Origin of the sequence: Bradyrhizobium iriomotense, from assembly GCF_018129405.1 — a bacterium.
In the GTDB taxonomy this organism is placed as follows: Bacteria; Pseudomonadota; Alphaproteobacteria; order Rhizobiales; family Xanthobacteraceae; genus Bradyrhizobium; species Bradyrhizobium iriomotense_B.
Genome location: NZ_JAFCLP010000007.1, coordinates 118,426 through 134,574, shown reverse-complemented (window position 1 = coordinate 134,574; position 16,149 = coordinate 118,426). Strand labels below are relative to the sequence as shown.

Genomic DNA, 16,149 nt, shown 5'->3' with positions numbered 1-16,149 from the left:
GACATGCACGTCGACGGGATGATCTTCAGGCTCAAGGAACTCGGTGATGCGATGGCGTTGCCGGTTTACGCCTTGAGCGGACGTCGGCCCTGGTCGCTCGGCTACTACACGACCAAGAAGGTGAGCATCCAGGCGGCGATCGATGCCGCAGCGGTGCAGCGCGGGCGCCCACTGCCGGAGGGTTTTGGGATCGGCATCGACGAGCGGGTTGTCGAGTATCCGTGGCTGTTCGACCGCCTTCGGCAGGGCGATGCCAGGCTGGGGCAGATCCTGGACGCAGGCTCGACGCTCAATCACGATTACATTCTCGATCGCGATCCCCTGCGCAAGGCTGACTTGACCATGATGACGCTGGCTCCGGAAAAGCGATGCTACTGGCACCAGGGGTACTCCTACGTCTTCGGAGATTTTCGCAAGACCCGATTCGGTGCGGCCGCATTCGACACCATCATCAGCATTTCGACGCTCGAGCATGTTGGGCTCGACAACACGATGCTTTATACCAACGACCCGGCAAAATCCGAGACCAATAAATACGGCTTCGTCGATGCTGTCCGCGAATTTCGCCGTATTCTGGCGCCGGGTGGGCGTTGCCTGATCACCGTACCCTATGGGCGATACGACAACTTCAACTGGTTTCAGCTATTCGACGCGGACATGATCCGCACCTTGATCGAGGCGTTTGGAGCCACCTCGTTCGAACTGGAGTTTTTCGGCTACGATCGTGCGGGCTGGCGTCGGGCCTCGGAGGCTGACGTGACCGGAGCTACGGCATATGACCCGCACAGTGGACGTGGTCAGCTCGACGACAAGGCTGGCTGCGCCCGCGCAATCGCGTGCATCGAGCTGTTCGGATGAACCTCGATTTTCATCTGCAACGTCTGCTTGGTCGCGCGACCTGCCGCCTCGGGCCGCGTGCGAAACTGATGCGCACGGCCCGCATTCGAAATATCCGCGGAGATAACGACTGTATCGTCGTCGGCGCCGACAGTATCATTCGTGGGGAACTCCTGACGTTCGCACATGGGGGGCGGATCGAGTTGGGAACCTGGTGCTATGTGGGAGAGGGCTCGCGGATATGGTCCGCGGCATCAGTGCGAATTGGAGACAGGGTGCTGATCGCGCATGGGGTCAACATCTTCGATAATCTGACTCACCCGATCGACCCGGAGGCGCGCCACGAGCAGATTCGCGAGATATTCACGTCGGGTCACCCGCGCGAGTTGGATCTTGATGAGCGCCCTGTCGCGATCGGTGACGATGCTTGGATCGGAGCCGGCGCGTTTCTCATGCGCGGCGTGCAGGTTGGCGCGCGCGCCATTGTGGCTGCCGGTGCGGTCGTCACCAAGGATGTTGCCGAAGGCACGGTTGTCGCCGGCAATCCGGCGCGCGTGATAAGATCGATCCTCGATGCCTAAATTGTCTGGATCGGGCGCATGAACATGTGGGTCACCGGCGCGAACGGGTTCATCGGCCGCCATCTCGTCCGTGAGTTGGCGGGCGGAGGGCATGCCGTCCATGGCGTTGGCCATGGAGCCCTCGATCCGGCCGATGCGCGCGCGCTCGGCTTGCAGACCTGGATCAACGGCGAAGTCGACGCCGCCAATCTGAACGCGCTTGCCGCCGCGCACGGACTGCCGTCGCACGTCCTACATTTGGCCGGCGGGTCGTCCGTGGGGCTGTCGATAGAGCGCCCGTTCGAAGACTTTTCGCGGACCGTGGCCAGCACGGCGCGTTTGCTGGAATGGCTCCGAAGCTTTGCGCCTAAGAGCCGGCTGATCGTCGTATCGAGCGCTGCCGTCTACGGGGCCGATCACGCCGGGCCGATCCCCGAAAGCGCGGCACTGGCGCCGATGTCGCCCTACGGCCACCACAAGCTGATGATGGAGCAGCTGTGTCAAAGCTACGCCCAGAGCTTCGGCATTCGCTGCGCCGTCGTGCGATTGTTTTCGGTCTATGGTCCGAGCCTTCGCAAGCAGCTTCTCTGGGACATCTGCTCGCGGCTGCGCAACGAGCAGCGCACGCTGAATCTCGGAGGGACAGGCGCCGAGATCAGGGACTGGACCGACGTTCGCGACGTCGTTCGCCTGCTCGCGCGCGTCGCGGAGGGGACGTGGCAGGCCGATTTTGACGTGATCAATGGCGGTTCGGGACGCGGCGTGAGCGTGGCCGGCATTGCCGAAGGACTGATCGGGCATTGGGGCAGCAAAACGGCCGTGCAGTTTTCCGGCGTCGCGCGGCCGGGCGATCCGACCAGCCTGCTGGCCGACAACGCGCGCGTGCTCGGCATGAATTTCGATTGGCGCATTCCGCTGGAACGGGGTCTCGCCGACTACGTCGCATGGTTCAAGGGCCAAGCTCGTGCCTGAGCGTGCGCCGCTGCGGATCGCATTCACCAACATTCCGCGTCGCCTGTGGGCGGGAGGCTACAACTATCAACGCAATCTGTTCGCGGCGCTCAACAGATACGCGCCGGGGGCGGTGACGCCCGTGCTGTTTGCCGGAACGGCTGACGAGCCTGAAGAGATTGCAGCGCTGGGCGGCATTCCCGGCGTCGAGGTCGTGCGCTCGCCGGTATTCGATCACGCCGCGACCGGTCTTGCCCGTGCGACGAATCTTGCCCGCGCGATCGCCTTTGGTCTGGACGGACCCGCCGTCGCCGAATTCGAGCTTCGCAAGATCGACGTGGTGTTCGAATCCGCGCGCTTCTTTGGCTGGCGCCTGCCGTTCCCGGCGATCGCCTGGTTCCCGGATTTCCAGCACCGCCTGCTCCCGCAGCTTTTCTCCAGCAGTGCCTATTGGCGGCGCGATCTCGGCTTTCGTATCCAGATCGCGTCCGGCCGGCACATCATGCTGAGCAGCGAGAGCGCGCTTGCTGATCTCAAGAGATTTTATCCGGGCTTGTCGAACGGCGTCTCCGTGGTCCGGTTTGCGACCGAGCCGCCAGCCAGCCTCCTGACCACGAATCCGTCCGACGTCATCGCAAGCCACGGCCTGCCGCCACGCTATTTCTATCTGCCGAACCAGTTCTGGCGGCACAAGAATCACCGGATCGTCGTCGATGCGCTTGATCTCTTGAAACGCCGCGGGCTGGACGTCGTCGTCGCCGCATCCGGCAATACGCAGGACTCCCGTGAGCCCGATCTCTTCGAAACGACCATGAGGCAAGTCAGGTCGCGCGGTCTCGAGGCGAATTTCAGGCACCTCGGAATGATTCCGCTGGATCACGTCTATGCCCTCCTGCGCGCGTCGATCGCTCTCATCAATCCTTCGGAGTGTGAGGGGTGGAGCACGACGGTCGAGGAAGCCAAGTCGTTCGGCGTCCCGATGATCCTGTCCGATATCGACGTTCATCGCGAACAGACCGGGGGACGCGCGCGATATTTCGGCATCCGCGATGCCGAGACGCTGGCCGATCAAATGTCTGAGGTTGCGCAGGCGGCCGGGCCTGCGACCGTCCGCAATCTGTTGCCGAATCTCGAGCAGCGCGTTGAGGCGTTCGTGGCGGATTTCATCCGGCTGACCCAGGATGTGATGGCGTCACGGGCCGCCTAGGATGTGGGCGGCGCGACTAGAGCGCGATGAGATCTAAGAATCGTCATCGCGCTTTAGGTTGTTGTTGACGCATGATCTTTTCGGAAAACCGCTTCGCACTTTTCCGGATCATGCTTTAGCGTTCTTGTGCAAAGACGCTTCGAGGAATGACATACCAGAGCAAGAAGAGAAGGGCCGTGCCGTGCGTGACAAGCGCGACCGTGAGCGGCACGTTGAGCAGGACGTGAGGTAGCGTTCCGGCGGATATCAGCACGAAGCGAGGCGGCAGTCCCGCAGACGCACGGTTGCCGAGCGCCAGCACGAAGCCCGATACGAGCGCGCTCAACGGTGCGAGATAGAGGCCGACGGAGGCGATGCCCTCGGTCGCGAACAGTGACGCATTCAAATTGCCGAAGCCATAGGTCTCCTGCATCACGACGGACAGCTGCTGCTGGTAGGGGCAATGTACCAGCGGCTTGACGACGGATATCTGGCAGAACCAGGTCAGCGGATGGCTGGCGAAGAAGTGATTGTAGATGTCGAGTGCGCTCGATGCCGTCGCGATCATCCGGATGTTGACGATGTCGAAATATTTGCCGGGCAGGCTGTTCAGGTTGGCGTCCGTCAGCCAGATCGCGAGCAGTCCGATCAGCATCGGCCCGAAAATCGACGCGATGACGGATGCTCTCTCCTTCAGAAGCCGGGACAGGACGGTCAGCACGATCAGCCAGACCGGCGTGAAGAACGCAAACTTCGTCAGCGTGATGGGATAGAAGAACAGGAGCAGGACCAGCACCAGGCCGGCACGCCAGCGGTGGCCGAGCAGCCAGAAGCAGGCGAAGGCGAATGGCAATAACGTGCTGGAGACCCAGCCAGTGAGATATCGCAGCGCTGCCGGAAATTCGATCGTGTCCCGGTAGTCGTAGATGCGCGCCATCGATACCAGGCGGAAGTTGTAGGTCGATGCCACCGCAATGGTGACCACCGAGATCGCCAGGATCAGCGTGAGCAGATGCTCGAAACGAGCGTTGGACAGGACCACCAACTGCCGCATCGGGGCCTTGATGAACAGCATGGGCAGCAGGAAGAGCAGCAGCGCCAAGGCTGCCGAAAGTCCGGCATGTAGTCGCGGGTAGCTGTACTCGGAGAAGACGTCGATCCACAGGAAGCCCAGGATCATCGTATAGAAGTAATATCCGACGAAATAGCCGAAGGAGAAACGGGCGAAGACGAATAGCAGCGAGACGACGGAAAAGCCGATTGCGACGATAGCCGCGATCCACAAGCGCGTCGGGTCGAATTCGATGTAGGACTGAAAGGTCGCCACCTTGATCAGTGACAGGCAGATGACGGCACTGTGCAGTAGCACCAATGCGGTCAGTGCGGCTTTCGAATCCAGGCGACTCCGAAAGTCGCTGATGAGGTCGGACGGTGCGCTCATGGTGGACAGGCTCGCTGCGGACGAGGGGATTTGCGAGCGGGTTCAGGCGATTTCGAGCGAGTGCTTGAAATAGGCGATCGTCTCCTTCAAGCCGTCCTCGAGCGCGATCTTCGGCTCCCAGTTCAGCAGCGCCTTTGCCTTGGTGAGGTCGGGCTGGCGCTGGCGGGGATCGTCCTGCGGCAACGGCTTGAACACCAGCCTGGAGCGCGATCCCGTGAGCTCGATGACCTTCTCGGCGAGCTCGCGGATGGTGAACTCGGAATTGTTGCCGATGTTGATCGGACCGGTCATGTCTTCGCTCGTCACCATCAGCCGCACGATCGCCTCGACGAGATCGTCGACATAGCAGAACGAGCGGGTCTGCCCGCCGTCGCCGAACACGCTGATCGGCTCGCCCTTCAGCGCCTGGACGATGAAGGAGGACACCACACGGCCGTCATTGGGCTGCATGCGCGGGCCGTAGGTGTTGAAGATGCGCGCGACCTTGATCGGCAGGCCGTGCTGGCGCCAATAGTCGAAGAACAGCGTCTCGGCGCAGCGCTTGCCCTCGTCGTAGCAGGAGCGGATGCCGATCGGGTTGACGTTGCCCCAATAGTCCTCGGTCTGGGGATGGATCAGCGGATCGCCGTAGACCTCGCTGGTCGAGGCCTGGAAGATGCGTGCCTTCAGCCGCTTGGCAAGGCCCAGCATGTTGATGGCTCCGTGCACCGAGGTCTTGGTGGTCTGCACGGGGTCGCGCTGGTAGTGGATCGGCGAGGCCGGGCAGGCCAGGTTGAAGATCGCGTCGACCTCGATGTAGAGCGGGAAGGTGATGTCGTGCCTGACCGCCTCGAACAGCGGATTTGCGATCAGATGGGCGATATTGCGCCGGCTGCCGGTGAAATAATTGTCCGCCGACACCACCTCGGCGCCGGCATCGAGCAGTCGCTCGCAGATGTGCGATCCGATGAAGCCGGCGCCCCCGGTTACGAGGACGCGGCTGTTCTTGTAGCTTTCAAACGGCATGATCGGTTCCAGATTGTCCGCGGCGGGAGCGGGCTGAGTGGTATCGGCAACGGCTGGACTCGCCAATAGTCAAGTGGGCTTGCATAGAGGTATTTAATTACCTCTTTTGTGCATGGGGTTGTTTTCGCATTTTTTCCAGCCGGGGGGGGGCGATGCGTCTAGAACTCCCGCCGCTTCAACCAGGCCCGTGCGCCCCAATGGGCGAAGCACCAAGCCGACCGGATCAGGGAGAGGTGCTCGACATTGCGGTAGATCTGCCAGACCCATTTGGCCGAGCGCACGGGGCGGCTGGAGACCGAGGAGCCCCTGACGCGGTAGCGGGCGAGGTCCTCGTTGAGGCCGTATGCGGTGTGGCCGCGCACGAGGATCGAGAGCCACAGGCAGAAATCGTCGTAGCCCTCGTTCTTCATCGCAATGGGACCTGCGATCTCGCGGTCGACCATCGCAGTCAGGGTCGCGATCGCGGTGTTCTTCAGGAGCTGCCCATAGCTGAGCGAGGCCGGCACCTCGATCAGCCGCCCCGTGACCGTGTTGGTCTCGTTGATGCGGCGGAAAGCGGTGTAGCTGAGCGCGGCCTGCTTCGCCTTCGCGAAGGCGAGCTGCCGCTCGAGCTTCTCGGGCAGCCACAGATCGTCACTGTCGAGGAAGGCGAGGTAGCGGCCTTGCGCCCGGTCGATCGCGGCCTGGCGCGCCAGCGCGGGCCCGCCGTTCTTGGCCTGCCGGATCAGCTTGACGCGCGGGTCGCGCTCGCCGATGTCGGCGATGATCTCAGGCGTCCTGTCGGTCGAGCAGTCGTCGGCGATCAGGAGCTCCCAATCGGCAAAGGTCTGGCTCTGCACCGAGCGGATGGTCTCCTCGATCAGGCCTTCGACGTTCCAGGATGGGGTGATGATCGAGACGAGCGGCATGTCGGGTCCGTTCAATTCGCGCGGGCGGGCTCAGCGATCGCGGCACGCAAGGAGGCCGCAAACGTATCGAGCAGCTTGGGATCGCTGATGTAGAGCTCGCCTGGATAAGACCTGCGCCAGGCCGCTTCGAAATAGGGTGCGCCTCTGGCCGGATCAAACGGCCCGGCGGAGAGCGCCTCGCGCAGCCGCGCGGGCACGTCCGCGAGACGATCGACCGCGTAGACCAGCGGGCAGGAGCGATAGAACGCATCGCCCATCACCACCACCGGCTTGCCGAGCAGCAAGGCTTCGGCGCCCGACTTGCTGTTGACGGAGATGACGGCATCGGCGCGGTTGAGCACGGTGTAATTGTTGGTCTGCGGCGCCAGCAGCACGAAATTGTCGAACCGGCGCGCCAGCTCGAACAGGCGGTCGGCAGAGATCGCGCCGATCTGGGCGGGGTGTTCTTTCACCACCAGCACATGCGAGTCCGGGATGGTCCGCAGCAGGAAGTCGACGGTCGCGACCTGGTCGAGATAGTCGGGCGAGCGCAGCGTCAGCGCCATGTCGGCCGGGACATGGAACGGATAGTAGACGAAGGGTGCCTCAGGGATCGGCTTGTAGAGCTTGCGCAGCCGCGTCGCATTGAGCGCCATCGCGGCGTGCACGCGGGCGTGGCGCAGATTGTGCCCGAACTCCTGATGCTTGCCGAGCGCGAACTGGTCCCACAGCTTCTCGGTGAGGCGGCGGGCGTTGCGCAGGTTCACGACCTTCTTGAAGGCCGCCGAATAATGATGCTGGTCCTTCTTGGGGATGACGATCGCGCGTTGCGTCAGCGTATCGTCGAGATAGGCCCGCACCTCCGATGACACCGTGTCCGCCGGCGTCGGCATCACGTCGGGCGCGCCGAGACTGTCGGGCGTGAAGTACATGCGGCCGCGAAAGAACGAAGGCTCGATGAACCAGTTGCGGATGCTGCGGCGCCGGGCGGCGTAGAAGCTCGCGATCACCGAGAGAAAGCCGCCCAGCTCCTGCACCAGCTCGGCGCGCTTGCCTTGCCGCTCCAGCCGGTCGAGCACCGTCTCCATCGCATTGGCATAGATCATGAAGCGCCGGCGCAGCGCGGCGGTATCGCGGATGCCGAAGGTGAAGCGCTCATGGCTGAACAGGAAATTGGTCCCGTCCAGCCCGTAGGCGGCGACGCGCGCATCGAACGCGCCGCGATCGTCGGGCGAGGGACCGGTCTTCAGACCCTCGCGGTACATGTTCGTGACCGGCACGCCCGCGGTCGCCGACATCTCGGCGCTGCGATCGTCGAAGGCGAGCAGCTCGACCTCATCGCCGGCCGCGCGCAGCCGCTGCGCGACCGGAATCCAGAACCGGGTCTGGTATTCGGCGAGCGTGGTGATGAGGATGGTTCTTGCAGATGTGGCCATGGTCTATCGGGCGGGTTCGATGGCAATGCTCGCGAGCGGCAAGCCCGTGGTCGCGCAGCGCGCGCGCCGTGCGGTGAACTGCGACGGGCTCGCGCCGTCATGCGTTGCGATGCGCTGCAGCAGGGTCCCGACGAAGACCGGCTCGATCCGCTTGTCGCGCCGGGCGCGATTGAACCGGCTGCGCAGCCGCTCGGTGACTGCCGATCCGAGCACGGCGCTCGCGGCGCCCTTGACGATTTGGCAGAGGCTCGGCTTGTCGCGCGTGCCCTTCACGGTCGCCAGCAACGAGACGTAAGGCCGGCGCGAGCTGCCTGCAGCAGTCAGGACATCGGCGACCCGTTCGGCGGCCTGTCCGTCGTTGAGATGAAAGAACGCCGCGATATCGGCGGCGTGAACGCGCGCGAAATCGAAGGTCTCGGTCTCGCGCTCGATATGGTCGATCGCGCCAAGCAGCTCGTCGAACGAATTGACCGAACGGCTCACGCGCGCGGGCAGCGCAGCATGGCCGGCGGTGGTCGGCGTGTTCAGATATTCGAGCTGCAGCGGCAGCTTTCCGAGCAGGACGGATTCGACGGCCGTGCCGCAGTTGAGATGCACGACCGCGGCCGCGTTGCGGATGCGGTCGAGCACGCTGCCGGTGCCGTCGATCAGGACGTTGGCGTGGCGCGCGAGCGCGTTGCGATAGACATCCTCGCTTTCGAACGGATGCGGACGCACGAGAACGGTGCGGTCGGGCCGCGCGCCGGCGAGCCGGTCGATCTCGGCGAGGTAGTTGGTGAACACCTGCTTCAGGTCCGCGATGAAGCGGTCGACATAGGCGCCGTCCCAGCCGGCCCGCACCATCGCCTCGCGCTCGCCGCCCGGCTTGCCGGTGAAGCGCGAATTGACCAGCGGGAAGTTGGCGTTGACGAGCAGATAACCGCGCGGCTCGCCGTCAAGCAGCGCGCGCCAGCGTGGCGCCGCAAAATCGAAACGCGGGCATCCGGTGAGGTGAAGCTGCTCCGGCTTCATGGTTCCTGCCGCCAGGAAGGCGTCGTGGAGCCGGCTGCCCCAGAAGAAATAGCCGGCCAGGATGTCGGCGTAGCCGCTGCCCTTGACGTGTGCGGCCATCGCCGGCGGCGAATTGCCGCCCTTCTCGGCGAGCACGCCGCCTTCGGTGTCGAGCACGTAGAGCGCAAGGCCCGCCTTGGCGAAGTTGCGCATCAGGTCGAGATTGACCGGGCGCACATAGTTGACGACCAGCGCGTCGAGCCCGAGCCGCGGGACATCGACGGCCTGCTCGTACATCGGCACCAGCACGACCGAGACGCCGCGCCGCGCGAGTTGATAGCCGAGCATGACTGCACCCGGCAGGTCACGCTTGGGGTGATCGACCACCAGGCCTATGCGCAACGTTTACGTCTCCTCGTGTCGACCCAGGCGTTCATCAATCTGCCGAACATGCTGGTGCAAGTTAACAAGCTAGGTCGACGCCCAGCCGAAGCGATGGCCCAATTCCGCGAAGATCGCCCGCTGGCGGTCTTCGAGAACGAGAAAATATTGTATGGCCCAGCTCGCCACGCAGAACGAGGCGATCGCAAGCCCGAGGCCCCAGAAGCCGTCGATTGCCAAATGGTCTGCAAGCTCGAGTAGCAGCAGGCCCAAGACCACGAGAATGACGGCCTGGACGAGGAGTGCTCTAAGGAGGCGGTACGAGTCAAGCTGCAACCCGCGGCTCACGGCCCCGATCTGCAACGGTAGAATGACGGCGTTCCCAACCACCTGGCCAAGGATCAGCGCCCGCTCGTCGAACAGGTGCAGCGTCGCAACCGTCACCACGGCCCACACCGCCAATTGATAGATCAAGAGCCGGTTCAAGCGCGACTGTACGTCTGTGCGGGTCAGGAATATGACGTTGCCGAAGGCGATGTATTGAACGCAGATCGGCACCACGAAGCTCAGACCCATCCAGAAGGCGTAGGGGGCCATCTGTGGTCCGATCCATACCTGCATGATCTCGCGCGACAGCATGGCGGCCGCCATCAGCGGCGGCACCGTGAACATGGGCAGGATGATGAGGCCGAATTCACCGAGGCGCTGGAACGCTGCAGCATTGCCGCGCTCGTCCAGGCGGCTTGCCACCGGCAGCAAGGCGGACGTCAGGAGGCTGACGACGATCTTGGAAACCCGAGGCAGCCGCACCAGCGTATCGTACACTCCGACACCCTTGGGCCCGAACAGGAGGCCGACCAGGAAAGGCTGAAGCGGCTGCGCCAGGCCGCTCGTCAGCTTGCCCTGTGCGAACAGCGCACAGCGGTGGAACAGCTCGCGCCGGATCGGCGCGTCCCACATCGCGAGCCTGATCTTGCGCACGGCAGCGACGAAGGCCGCGGTGAACACCAGGCATGCACGCATCAAGGTGCTGGCGAGATAGATATAGGCCACCAGCTCGAACGAGGCTGCGGCGTTGGCCGCCCAGATCGTACAGGCAACATAGACGATCGTGGAGCTCACCTCGGCCAGCCGCAGGACGTTGTAGCGCTCAAAGCCCTTGACGATGCCTTCCCAGACCAGCGCGGGGATCAGCACCAGGTTGGCAAGCGCGGTGTAGCGCAAGATCTGCGAAAACCTGTCGGCGTGAGCGGTATCGACGCGGAGCGCGATGGTCAGATAGGGTGCGCTGATCCAGACCGCGACCGCGAGCAGTCCTGCGAGGACAGCGGCCATCACGGTGAGAAGCGCGAGTTGCTGGCCTGCAACGCGCCAATTGCGATGCTCGCGCGCCCGCGCGACCGCTTGCGTCGTGACTTCAGAGAGGCCGAGATCGAGCAGCCCCATCATGCCGCTCGGCAGCAGGATGCGGGCCAGCACGATGAGGCCGAATTCGGTTACGCCCCAGGTTCGGATGATGACCGGAATGACGATCAGGCCAAGCACGGCTGCTATTCCGAAGGCCGCGCTGGAAATGACCGTGTTCCGGATCAACTGCTTCAACATGGCATGGCTCGGCTCACCATGCGCTCAGCCCGCCATCGACGGCGATGTTCTGGCCGGTCACGTAGGACGCTGCATCGGACACCAGGAACAGCATCGCGCCGACCATCTCGTCGGCACGGGCCATGCGGCCGAGCGGAATGCGAGCGCCGTAACGCTGCTTGAAGGTCTCGTTCTGTCCGCTCTCGACGCCCCCCGGGGTCAGCGTGTTGACGCGAACGCCCTTCGCCGCCCAGTAGGTCGCGAGGTGCTTGGTCAGGCCGATGACCCCGGCCTTGGACGCCGTGTAGACCGCAGGCGTGTTGATGGCGCGGCCGAGATATTCGGAGCCCTCATAGATGCGCTGGTCCGGGGCCATCAAGCCATAGATCGAGGCGGTCTGCACGATGGCGCCATAGCCGAGTTCGGCCATCCGACCGCCGAACACCTGCGCGACCGTGAACATGCCGTCGAGATTCACGGCCATGGCCTCGCGCCATGTCTCAAGCGAAAACGTCGCGATCGGTGCAAAGAACGCATCGATGTCGCGGGTCTTACTGGCGGCGTTGTTGAGCAGGATCGAGAACGGGCCGAGATCGGTTTCGACGGCCTTCGCCACCTCGCGCACGGCATCGGGTTGCGTGATGTCGCAGGCATAGCCTTTGGCACGAATGCTGTGGCGCGCGCTCAGCTCGGATGCGGCGGTTTCGGTGGCCTTGTGGTCCAGATCGATAATCGCGACGTTGGCGCCGAACTCGGCGAGACCGTCGGCAAAGCGGCTTCCCAATATGCCGCAGCCGCCGGTGATCACGGCGGTCCGCCCGGTGAGGTCGTAAAGGGTCTTGAAACTTGTCGTCATGGATTACTCCCTGTGGTTTCCTGGCGCTTTCGAAGCAACAGTTCCACCAGCAAGAGATCGAGATCGGAATCGATATCGATGGATCGTTCCTCCGGCATTTCGAACAGCCGGGTATCCGGATAAAACACCGCAGGGTGCTCGAGGAACGCCGCGACGCTCCATACGTAGATCGATGCGTTCATGTCGAAGCAACGCGGCGCGTCCTGACGGCGCGTGATCGGCGGATCAACTGCCTTGGCAACGCCGACAGTACCGTCGACCCTTGCTTCGACCAGATTGAAATAAGGCGAGCGGCGCGCCGGCGCACCGGTGATCACGTTACGGGCGCCTGACTGTTGCAGCAGTTTTACCGCGCCGGCAATATCCGAGGGCAGCCGCAGCGGCGAAGTGACGTCGAGATCGACGAAGATATCTGGGATATCTCCAGTCCGTTCGATCGCCTGCTCAAGGCAGTGACGTATCGCGGGAAGCTTAGGGGCGTTGTCGGTCGCCATGGCGTCTGGGCGTTTGACGGCAATGTCGGCCCCCGCCTTCAATGCGGCTTCGAGCAGTTGATCTGAATCGCTGCTGAAGGCGATGGCTTCGAACAGGCCGGTCTGGCGCGCTTGGTCGATGGTCCAGGCCAGCAAGGGCCTTCCCAGCACCTCGCGGACATTCTTGCCGACGACTCCCTTGGAGCCGCCGCGTGCGCAGATGGTGCAGAGCATCGTCATGCGGACACCCAGTCTTTGGACTGTAACGCGCGTTCGCTGGCATCGATCAAGTCCATCACGGCAAGTCCCTCCGACAGCGAGCAGATCGGCTTGTCGCCGTGGATGGCGGCAAGATGCATGGCCCTGTAACTCGCGTCGCGCTCGCACGCATAATCGGTGGCCTTGCCATTCACCGTGAGACGCCCACCGACAATGTCGGCCTCGATGGTCTCGTCAGCCAAGTTGATCCGGATCTTGCGGATTCCCGACCGGTCGAGATAGTCCATGTGCACCTGCACGGCTCGCGCCCCCTGCATCTCCAGCAGAAGGTCGATGTGATCGTCCACCTCGATTTGGCGCGCCCCGGACGCTCCGCCCAATGCCGCCACGCGCTGCCACGGGCCGAACAACCATAGTAGATAATCCAGCTCATGGCTGAGGTCGCGCAGTACGCCGCCACCGGCCTCGATCGTGGCGGAAGCCGTGGTGCGATGATCGCGGCCGGGCCGCCAATCCCTGATATCCTGCCCGACATAGGCCGAGACCGTGATTGCGTTCCGCCCGGCAAGCTGATTGGCCAACGCCGTCATGACAGGATGAAAGCGCAGATTGTAGGCGACCATCAGGTCCGCAAAAGGATAGTCGGGCGCAGAGCCTGTGTTTGCAAACAGCGGTTTCTCGACCAGCACCGATCCGCGAAAGCCGATATCGGCGAGTTCGCCGAGGGAAGCGCGATGGCCTGCGGTCTCCGTGGCGACGACGGCATACTCCGGATGCGCCGCGGCGACTGCACTGGCAATCGACACGTGGTCGCCGCCGCCGCGACGGCTAACTGTCGTGACCTGGCAGCCGAGATCGTTCAGTATGCGCGCGTGCCGCAGCCCGATCGAACCGAGGCCGATGACCATCGCGCGCGGAGACATCACTGGAAGACCTCTGGAAATTCGGCATGCGCCTGTTCGAAATCCTCCAGGCGGCCGATGTCGAGCCAGTATTCCCGGATCGGATAGATCGCGACGTGGCCTTTCTTGGCGATGACGCGTTCCAGCACCGCGGGCATGTCGATCCGCGCACCGCGTTCGACGTAAGAGAAAACGCGAGGTCCGATCACGTAGATGCCGGCGGCAACGTGCCAGGACTCGGTCGGCTTTTCGCGGATAGCTTGAAGAAAGCCGTCGGATGAGGTCACGACGCCGTAGGGCACATGCACCTTGTGTTCGCGCACGGCCATGGTTGCTTCTGCCGTCGAGTTGTTATGGAAGTCGACCAGTGCGCCGAAATTGATGGTGGTGAGAATATCGCCGTTCATCACGACGATGGGCATATCCGGCGGAGATTCCAACAAACCGAGCGCGCCGGCGGTGCCGAGCCGCTCGGTTTCGCGGACATACTGGATGGTTGCGCCGAACGAGGCGCCATCTCCAAAGTGCTTCTCGATCAATTCGGCCTTGTAGTTCACCGAAATGAAGATGTTTCGGAACCCCTGCTGCACGATGTTGCCGATAATGGTTTCGAGCAGCGGCCGTCCGCCGACGTTGAGCATCGGTTTGGGAAGGTCCCGGGTCAGCGCTCCGAGGCGCTCGCCCAGTCCGCCGGCCATGATCAGCACCGGATTCGGGTAGCGTGCGGTCTCGAGCAATTCATCGAGGGTCTCGACGCCGAGCAATTGACCGCCAGCATCGAGCAGCGGCAGCTGCTTGATGAATTTCTGACGCATCAGGTGCACACGTTCGTCCCGGGACAAGCTCGCGGGCGCGGAGATCGGGGCGCGATTCATGACGTCGGCCGCCTGACCACTGAGCGGAAGGCCGCGCAGCAGGCCGCGTCGCACGTCGCCATCGGTGACAATTCCGACGAGACGGCTGGCCGCATCGAGCACCAACGCCACTTGAATACTGCCACGTTCGATCGCGGCAATTGCCTCGTTGATCGTCGCTTCCGGTCCAATGATGGCTTTGCGCCAGGATTTCATGCTTGAGAGACCTTACAGAGGTTGCTTATCCAGCGCCCGCTCCGTGAAAGGCGGTTTTATCGCGGCTGCCAGCCCGGACGTCAATCCCTGCCGGCACGGCGGCCAATTGGTCCATAAAGGCGCGCGATTTCTGTTTAACCGATTTGCCTCTCGCGCGGCGCCGCGCCCTTCGATCGCCGTCGCGCGCCACCGGCTGCCGTAACATTCTTTCGGCAATGAGGTGGCGAGTGAGCGCACTGGCGACTTCGGCAAATCGAGGATTTCGAGGTTCTGATGAGCGGCGTCACGGATATCTACGGGGGCCTTCATACGCGTTGCCCCGATGTCGCCGACAGGTGGAACCTGCGGATGGCGAGGACGAGCATTTCCGCCCCCGAAATGAGCTGCACGCCGCGGCCGGGGGTTGCCCCCGCCCCCGGCAGGCTATAAGCCCAAGCCGGAAAATCTGAGGGTGGTGAAAGATGACGCGAAGTGTCGAGTCCGGCGCGACCGGTGGAGCGGACACCACGAGCTATGACCAGGCCATTCGAGCGCATTACGACAGCGTCGCGGGCAAGGCCGGGCTGTCGCCGCAGTCGACGATGGAAGATGAGCGGCTGCGCGCACTTGAAACGGAAGCCATTCACGGGTTCGTCGAAGCTGCCGCGCGCGCCTTGCTTGCTCGCACGCCGCCTCTGGAAGGGGTGCGCCTTGTCGACGTTGGTTGCGGCAACGGCTACACGCTGTCGACCTTGGCCGAAAAGCGGGGCCTGTCCCAGCTCGTCGGCATAGAGCAAAACGACTCGCAACGAATGCTCGCCTCGCAACGACCCGGCGTCGAGATTCGTGCCGGAGATGTTCGGCAGCCGCGATTTTACGACGACTTGGCCGATATCGTGGTCTGTCAACGTGTCCTGATAAACCTGCTTGACCTGCGCGACCAGCAAGCCGCGCTGGCAAACATCATTGATATCGTCCGGCCGGGTGGCTACCTGATTTTCATCGAGTGCTTCGAGTTGGCACTGGCGAATCTGAATGCTGCGCGGCAGGAATTTGGCTTTAGCCTCATTCCGCCGGCGGAACACAATCTGTATCTACCGGACGATTTCTTCGAAACGAAACGCCTGTTGCCGCTCCGTGAACCGTTTTGGGAAATCACCCCGCAGCATTTTTCGACGCATTATTTCACGTCGCGCGTTCTTCACGACATTGCGTTGAACGCCTGCGGTGCGGAATTCCGTCGCAACTCGCATTTCGTCCGTTTCATGTCGCAAGCATTGCCGTCCGGAATCGGCGATTACGCGCCGCTCAAGGTGATGGCGTTCCGGAAATCCGAGGGAACGTGACCCCGCGTCCGGAGGACGCCACAAGAGTACGTGTTCTGCCCGCGGG

The 16,149-nt window shown here is 63.1% G+C and carries 15 protein-coding genes; 5 read left to right on the top strand and 10 right to left on the bottom strand.

Going from position 1 to position 16,149, the window contains the following annotated elements; all coding sequences use genetic code 11:
- Window positions 1-3: 3 nt before the first annotated feature.
- Genes JQ592_RS17420 through JQ592_RS17405 form a run of 4 tightly spaced genes read left to right on the top strand, consistent with a single transcriptional unit; the run spans window position 4 to window position 3,555 of the window.
- Window positions 4-858, top strand: a complete 855-nt coding sequence (locus JQ592_RS17420; protein WP_211404042.1) for a methyltransferase domain-containing protein — start codon at window positions 4-6, stop codon at window positions 856-858.
- Window positions 855-1,418: an acyltransferase gene (locus tag JQ592_RS17415; protein ID WP_211404041.1), complete on the top strand. Its 564-nt coding sequence runs from the start codon at window positions 855-857 to the stop codon at window positions 1,416-1,418. Before JQ592_RS17420 ends, JQ592_RS17415 begins: the two co-directional genes overlap by 4 nt.
- An 18-nt stretch (window positions 1,419-1,436) precedes the next feature.
- A complete protein-coding gene (locus JQ592_RS17410; protein WP_211404040.1) occupies window positions 1,437-2,369 on the top strand; it encodes an NAD-dependent epimerase/dehydratase family protein in 933 nt (310 codons plus the stop codon).
- The gene (locus JQ592_RS17405) at window positions 2,362-3,555 is read left to right on the top strand and encodes a glycosyltransferase family 4 protein (protein ID WP_211404039.1); all 1,194 of its coding nucleotides are present in this window, start codon (window positions 2,362-2,364) and stop codon (window positions 3,553-3,555) included. Before JQ592_RS17410 ends, JQ592_RS17405 begins: the two co-directional genes overlap by 8 nt.
- Window positions 3,556-3,670: 115 nt before the next feature.
- Here the strand turns inward: JQ592_RS17405 and JQ592_RS17400 are convergent, their stop codons facing one another.
- The 10 genes from JQ592_RS17400 to JQ592_RS17355 all read right to left on the bottom strand — a co-directional run bounded on the left by JQ592_RS17400 (window position 3,671) and on the right by JQ592_RS17355 (window position 14,778).
- The gene (locus JQ592_RS17400; protein ID WP_211404038.1) at window positions 3,671-4,975 is read right to left on the bottom strand and encodes a hypothetical protein; all 1,305 of its coding nucleotides are present in this window, start codon (window positions 4,973-4,975) and stop codon (window positions 3,671-3,673) included.
- 42 nt (window positions 4,976-5,017) lie between these two features.
- Window positions 5,018-5,980: a UDP-glucuronic acid decarboxylase family protein gene (locus JQ592_RS17395; RefSeq protein ID WP_211404037.1), complete on the bottom strand. Its 963-nt coding sequence runs from the start codon at window positions 5,978-5,980 to the stop codon at window positions 5,018-5,020.
- A 158-nt stretch (window positions 5,981-6,138) separates the two neighbouring features.
- Window positions 6,139-6,888, bottom strand: a complete 750-nt coding sequence (locus JQ592_RS17390) for a glycosyltransferase family 2 protein (RefSeq protein WP_211404036.1) — start codon at window positions 6,886-6,888, stop codon at window positions 6,139-6,141.
- 11 nt (window positions 6,889-6,899) lie between these two features.
- Complete coding sequence (locus JQ592_RS17385) at window positions 6,900-8,303, bottom strand: capsule biosynthesis protein (protein WP_211404035.1); 1,404 nt, start codon at window positions 8,301-8,303, stop codon at window positions 6,900-6,902.
- Between the two features lie 3 nt (window positions 8,304-8,306).
- Entirely contained in the window at window positions 8,307-9,695 is a 1,389-nt protein-coding gene (locus tag JQ592_RS17380; RefSeq protein ID WP_211404034.1) for a surface carbohydrate biosynthesis protein, read from the bottom strand.
- A gap of 69 nt (window positions 9,696-9,764) precedes the next feature.
- Complete coding sequence (locus tag JQ592_RS17375; RefSeq protein ID WP_211404033.1) at window positions 9,765-11,279, bottom strand: hypothetical protein; 1,515 nt, start codon at window positions 11,277-11,279, stop codon at window positions 9,765-9,767.
- Between the two features lie 13 nt (window positions 11,280-11,292).
- A complete protein-coding gene (locus JQ592_RS17370; RefSeq protein WP_211404032.1) occupies window positions 11,293-12,114 on the bottom strand; it encodes an SDR family oxidoreductase in 822 nt (273 codons plus the stop codon).
- Entirely contained in the window at window positions 12,111-12,827 is a 717-nt protein-coding gene (locus tag JQ592_RS17365) for an acylneuraminate cytidylyltransferase family protein (RefSeq protein WP_211404031.1), read from the bottom strand. Before JQ592_RS17365 ends, JQ592_RS17370 begins: the two co-directional genes overlap by 4 nt.
- Window positions 12,824-13,714 (bottom strand): Gfo/Idh/MocA family protein, encoded by an 891-nt coding sequence (locus tag JQ592_RS17360; RefSeq protein ID WP_246820471.1) that lies wholly within the window; start codon window positions 13,712-13,714, stop codon window positions 12,824-12,826. The genes JQ592_RS17365 and JQ592_RS17360 overlap by 4 nt, the downstream gene beginning before the upstream one ends.
- Before the next feature lie 14 nt (window positions 13,715-13,728).
- Window positions 13,729-14,778, bottom strand: coding sequence for a nucleotidyltransferase family protein (locus tag JQ592_RS17355; RefSeq protein ID WP_211404029.1), 1,050 nt, complete (start codon window positions 14,776-14,778; stop codon window positions 13,729-13,731).
- A 461-nt stretch (window positions 14,779-15,239) separates the two neighbouring features.
- On the opposite strand from JQ592_RS17355, the gene JQ592_RS17350 reads away from it, so the two are divergent.
- Window positions 15,240-16,103, top strand: coding sequence for a class I SAM-dependent methyltransferase (locus JQ592_RS17350; RefSeq protein ID WP_211404028.1), 864 nt, complete (start codon window positions 15,240-15,242; stop codon window positions 16,101-16,103).
- Window positions 16,104-16,149 lie beyond the last annotated feature (46 nt).

Bases quoted from the DNA above. Each gene is read 5' to 3' on its own strand.
- JQ592_RS17420 (WP_211404042.1), top strand. From the start codon at position 4: ATGCACGTCGACGGGATGATCTTCAGGCTCAAGGAACTCGGTGATGCG.
- JQ592_RS17415 (WP_211404041.1), top strand. From the start codon at position 855: ATGAACCTCGATTTTCATCTGCAACGTCTGCTTGGTCGCGCGACCTGC.
- JQ592_RS17410 (WP_211404040.1), top strand. From the start codon at position 1,437: ATGAACATGTGGGTCACCGGCGCGAACGGGTTCATCGGCCGCCATCTC.
- JQ592_RS17400 (WP_211404038.1), bottom strand. From the start codon at position 4,975: ATGAGCGCACCGTCCGACCTCATCAGCGACTTTCGGAGTCGCCTGGAT.
- JQ592_RS17395 (WP_211404037.1), bottom strand. From the start codon at position 5,980: ATGCCGTTTGAAAGCTACAAGAACAGCCGCGTCCTCGTAACCGGGGGC.
- JQ592_RS17390 (WP_211404036.1), bottom strand. From the start codon at position 6,888: ATGCCGCTCGTCTCGATCATCACCCCATCCTGGAACGTCGAAGGCCTG.
- JQ592_RS17385 (WP_211404035.1), bottom strand. From the start codon at position 8,303: ATGGCCACATCTGCAAGAACCATCCTCATCACCACGCTCGCCGAATAC.
- JQ592_RS17375 (WP_211404033.1), bottom strand. From the start codon at position 11,279: ATGTTGAAGCAGTTGATCCGGAACACGGTCATTTCCAGCGCGGCCTTC.
- JQ592_RS17370 (WP_211404032.1), bottom strand. From the start codon at position 12,114: ATGACGACAAGTTTCAAGACCCTTTACGACCTCACCGGGCGGACCGCC.
- JQ592_RS17365 (WP_211404031.1), bottom strand. From the start codon at position 12,827: ATGACGATGCTCTGCACCATCTGCGCACGCGGCGGCTCCAAGGGAGTC.
- JQ592_RS17360 (WP_246820471.1), bottom strand. From the start codon at position 13,714: ATGGTCATCGGCCTCGGTTCGATCGGGCTGCGGCACGCGCGCATACTG.
- JQ592_RS17355 (WP_211404029.1), bottom strand. From the start codon at position 14,778: ATGAAATCCTGGCGCAAAGCCATCATTGGACCGGAAGCGACGATCAAC.
- JQ592_RS17350 (WP_211404028.1), top strand. From the start codon at position 15,240: ATGACGCGAAGTGTCGAGTCCGGCGCGACCGGTGGAGCGGACACCACG.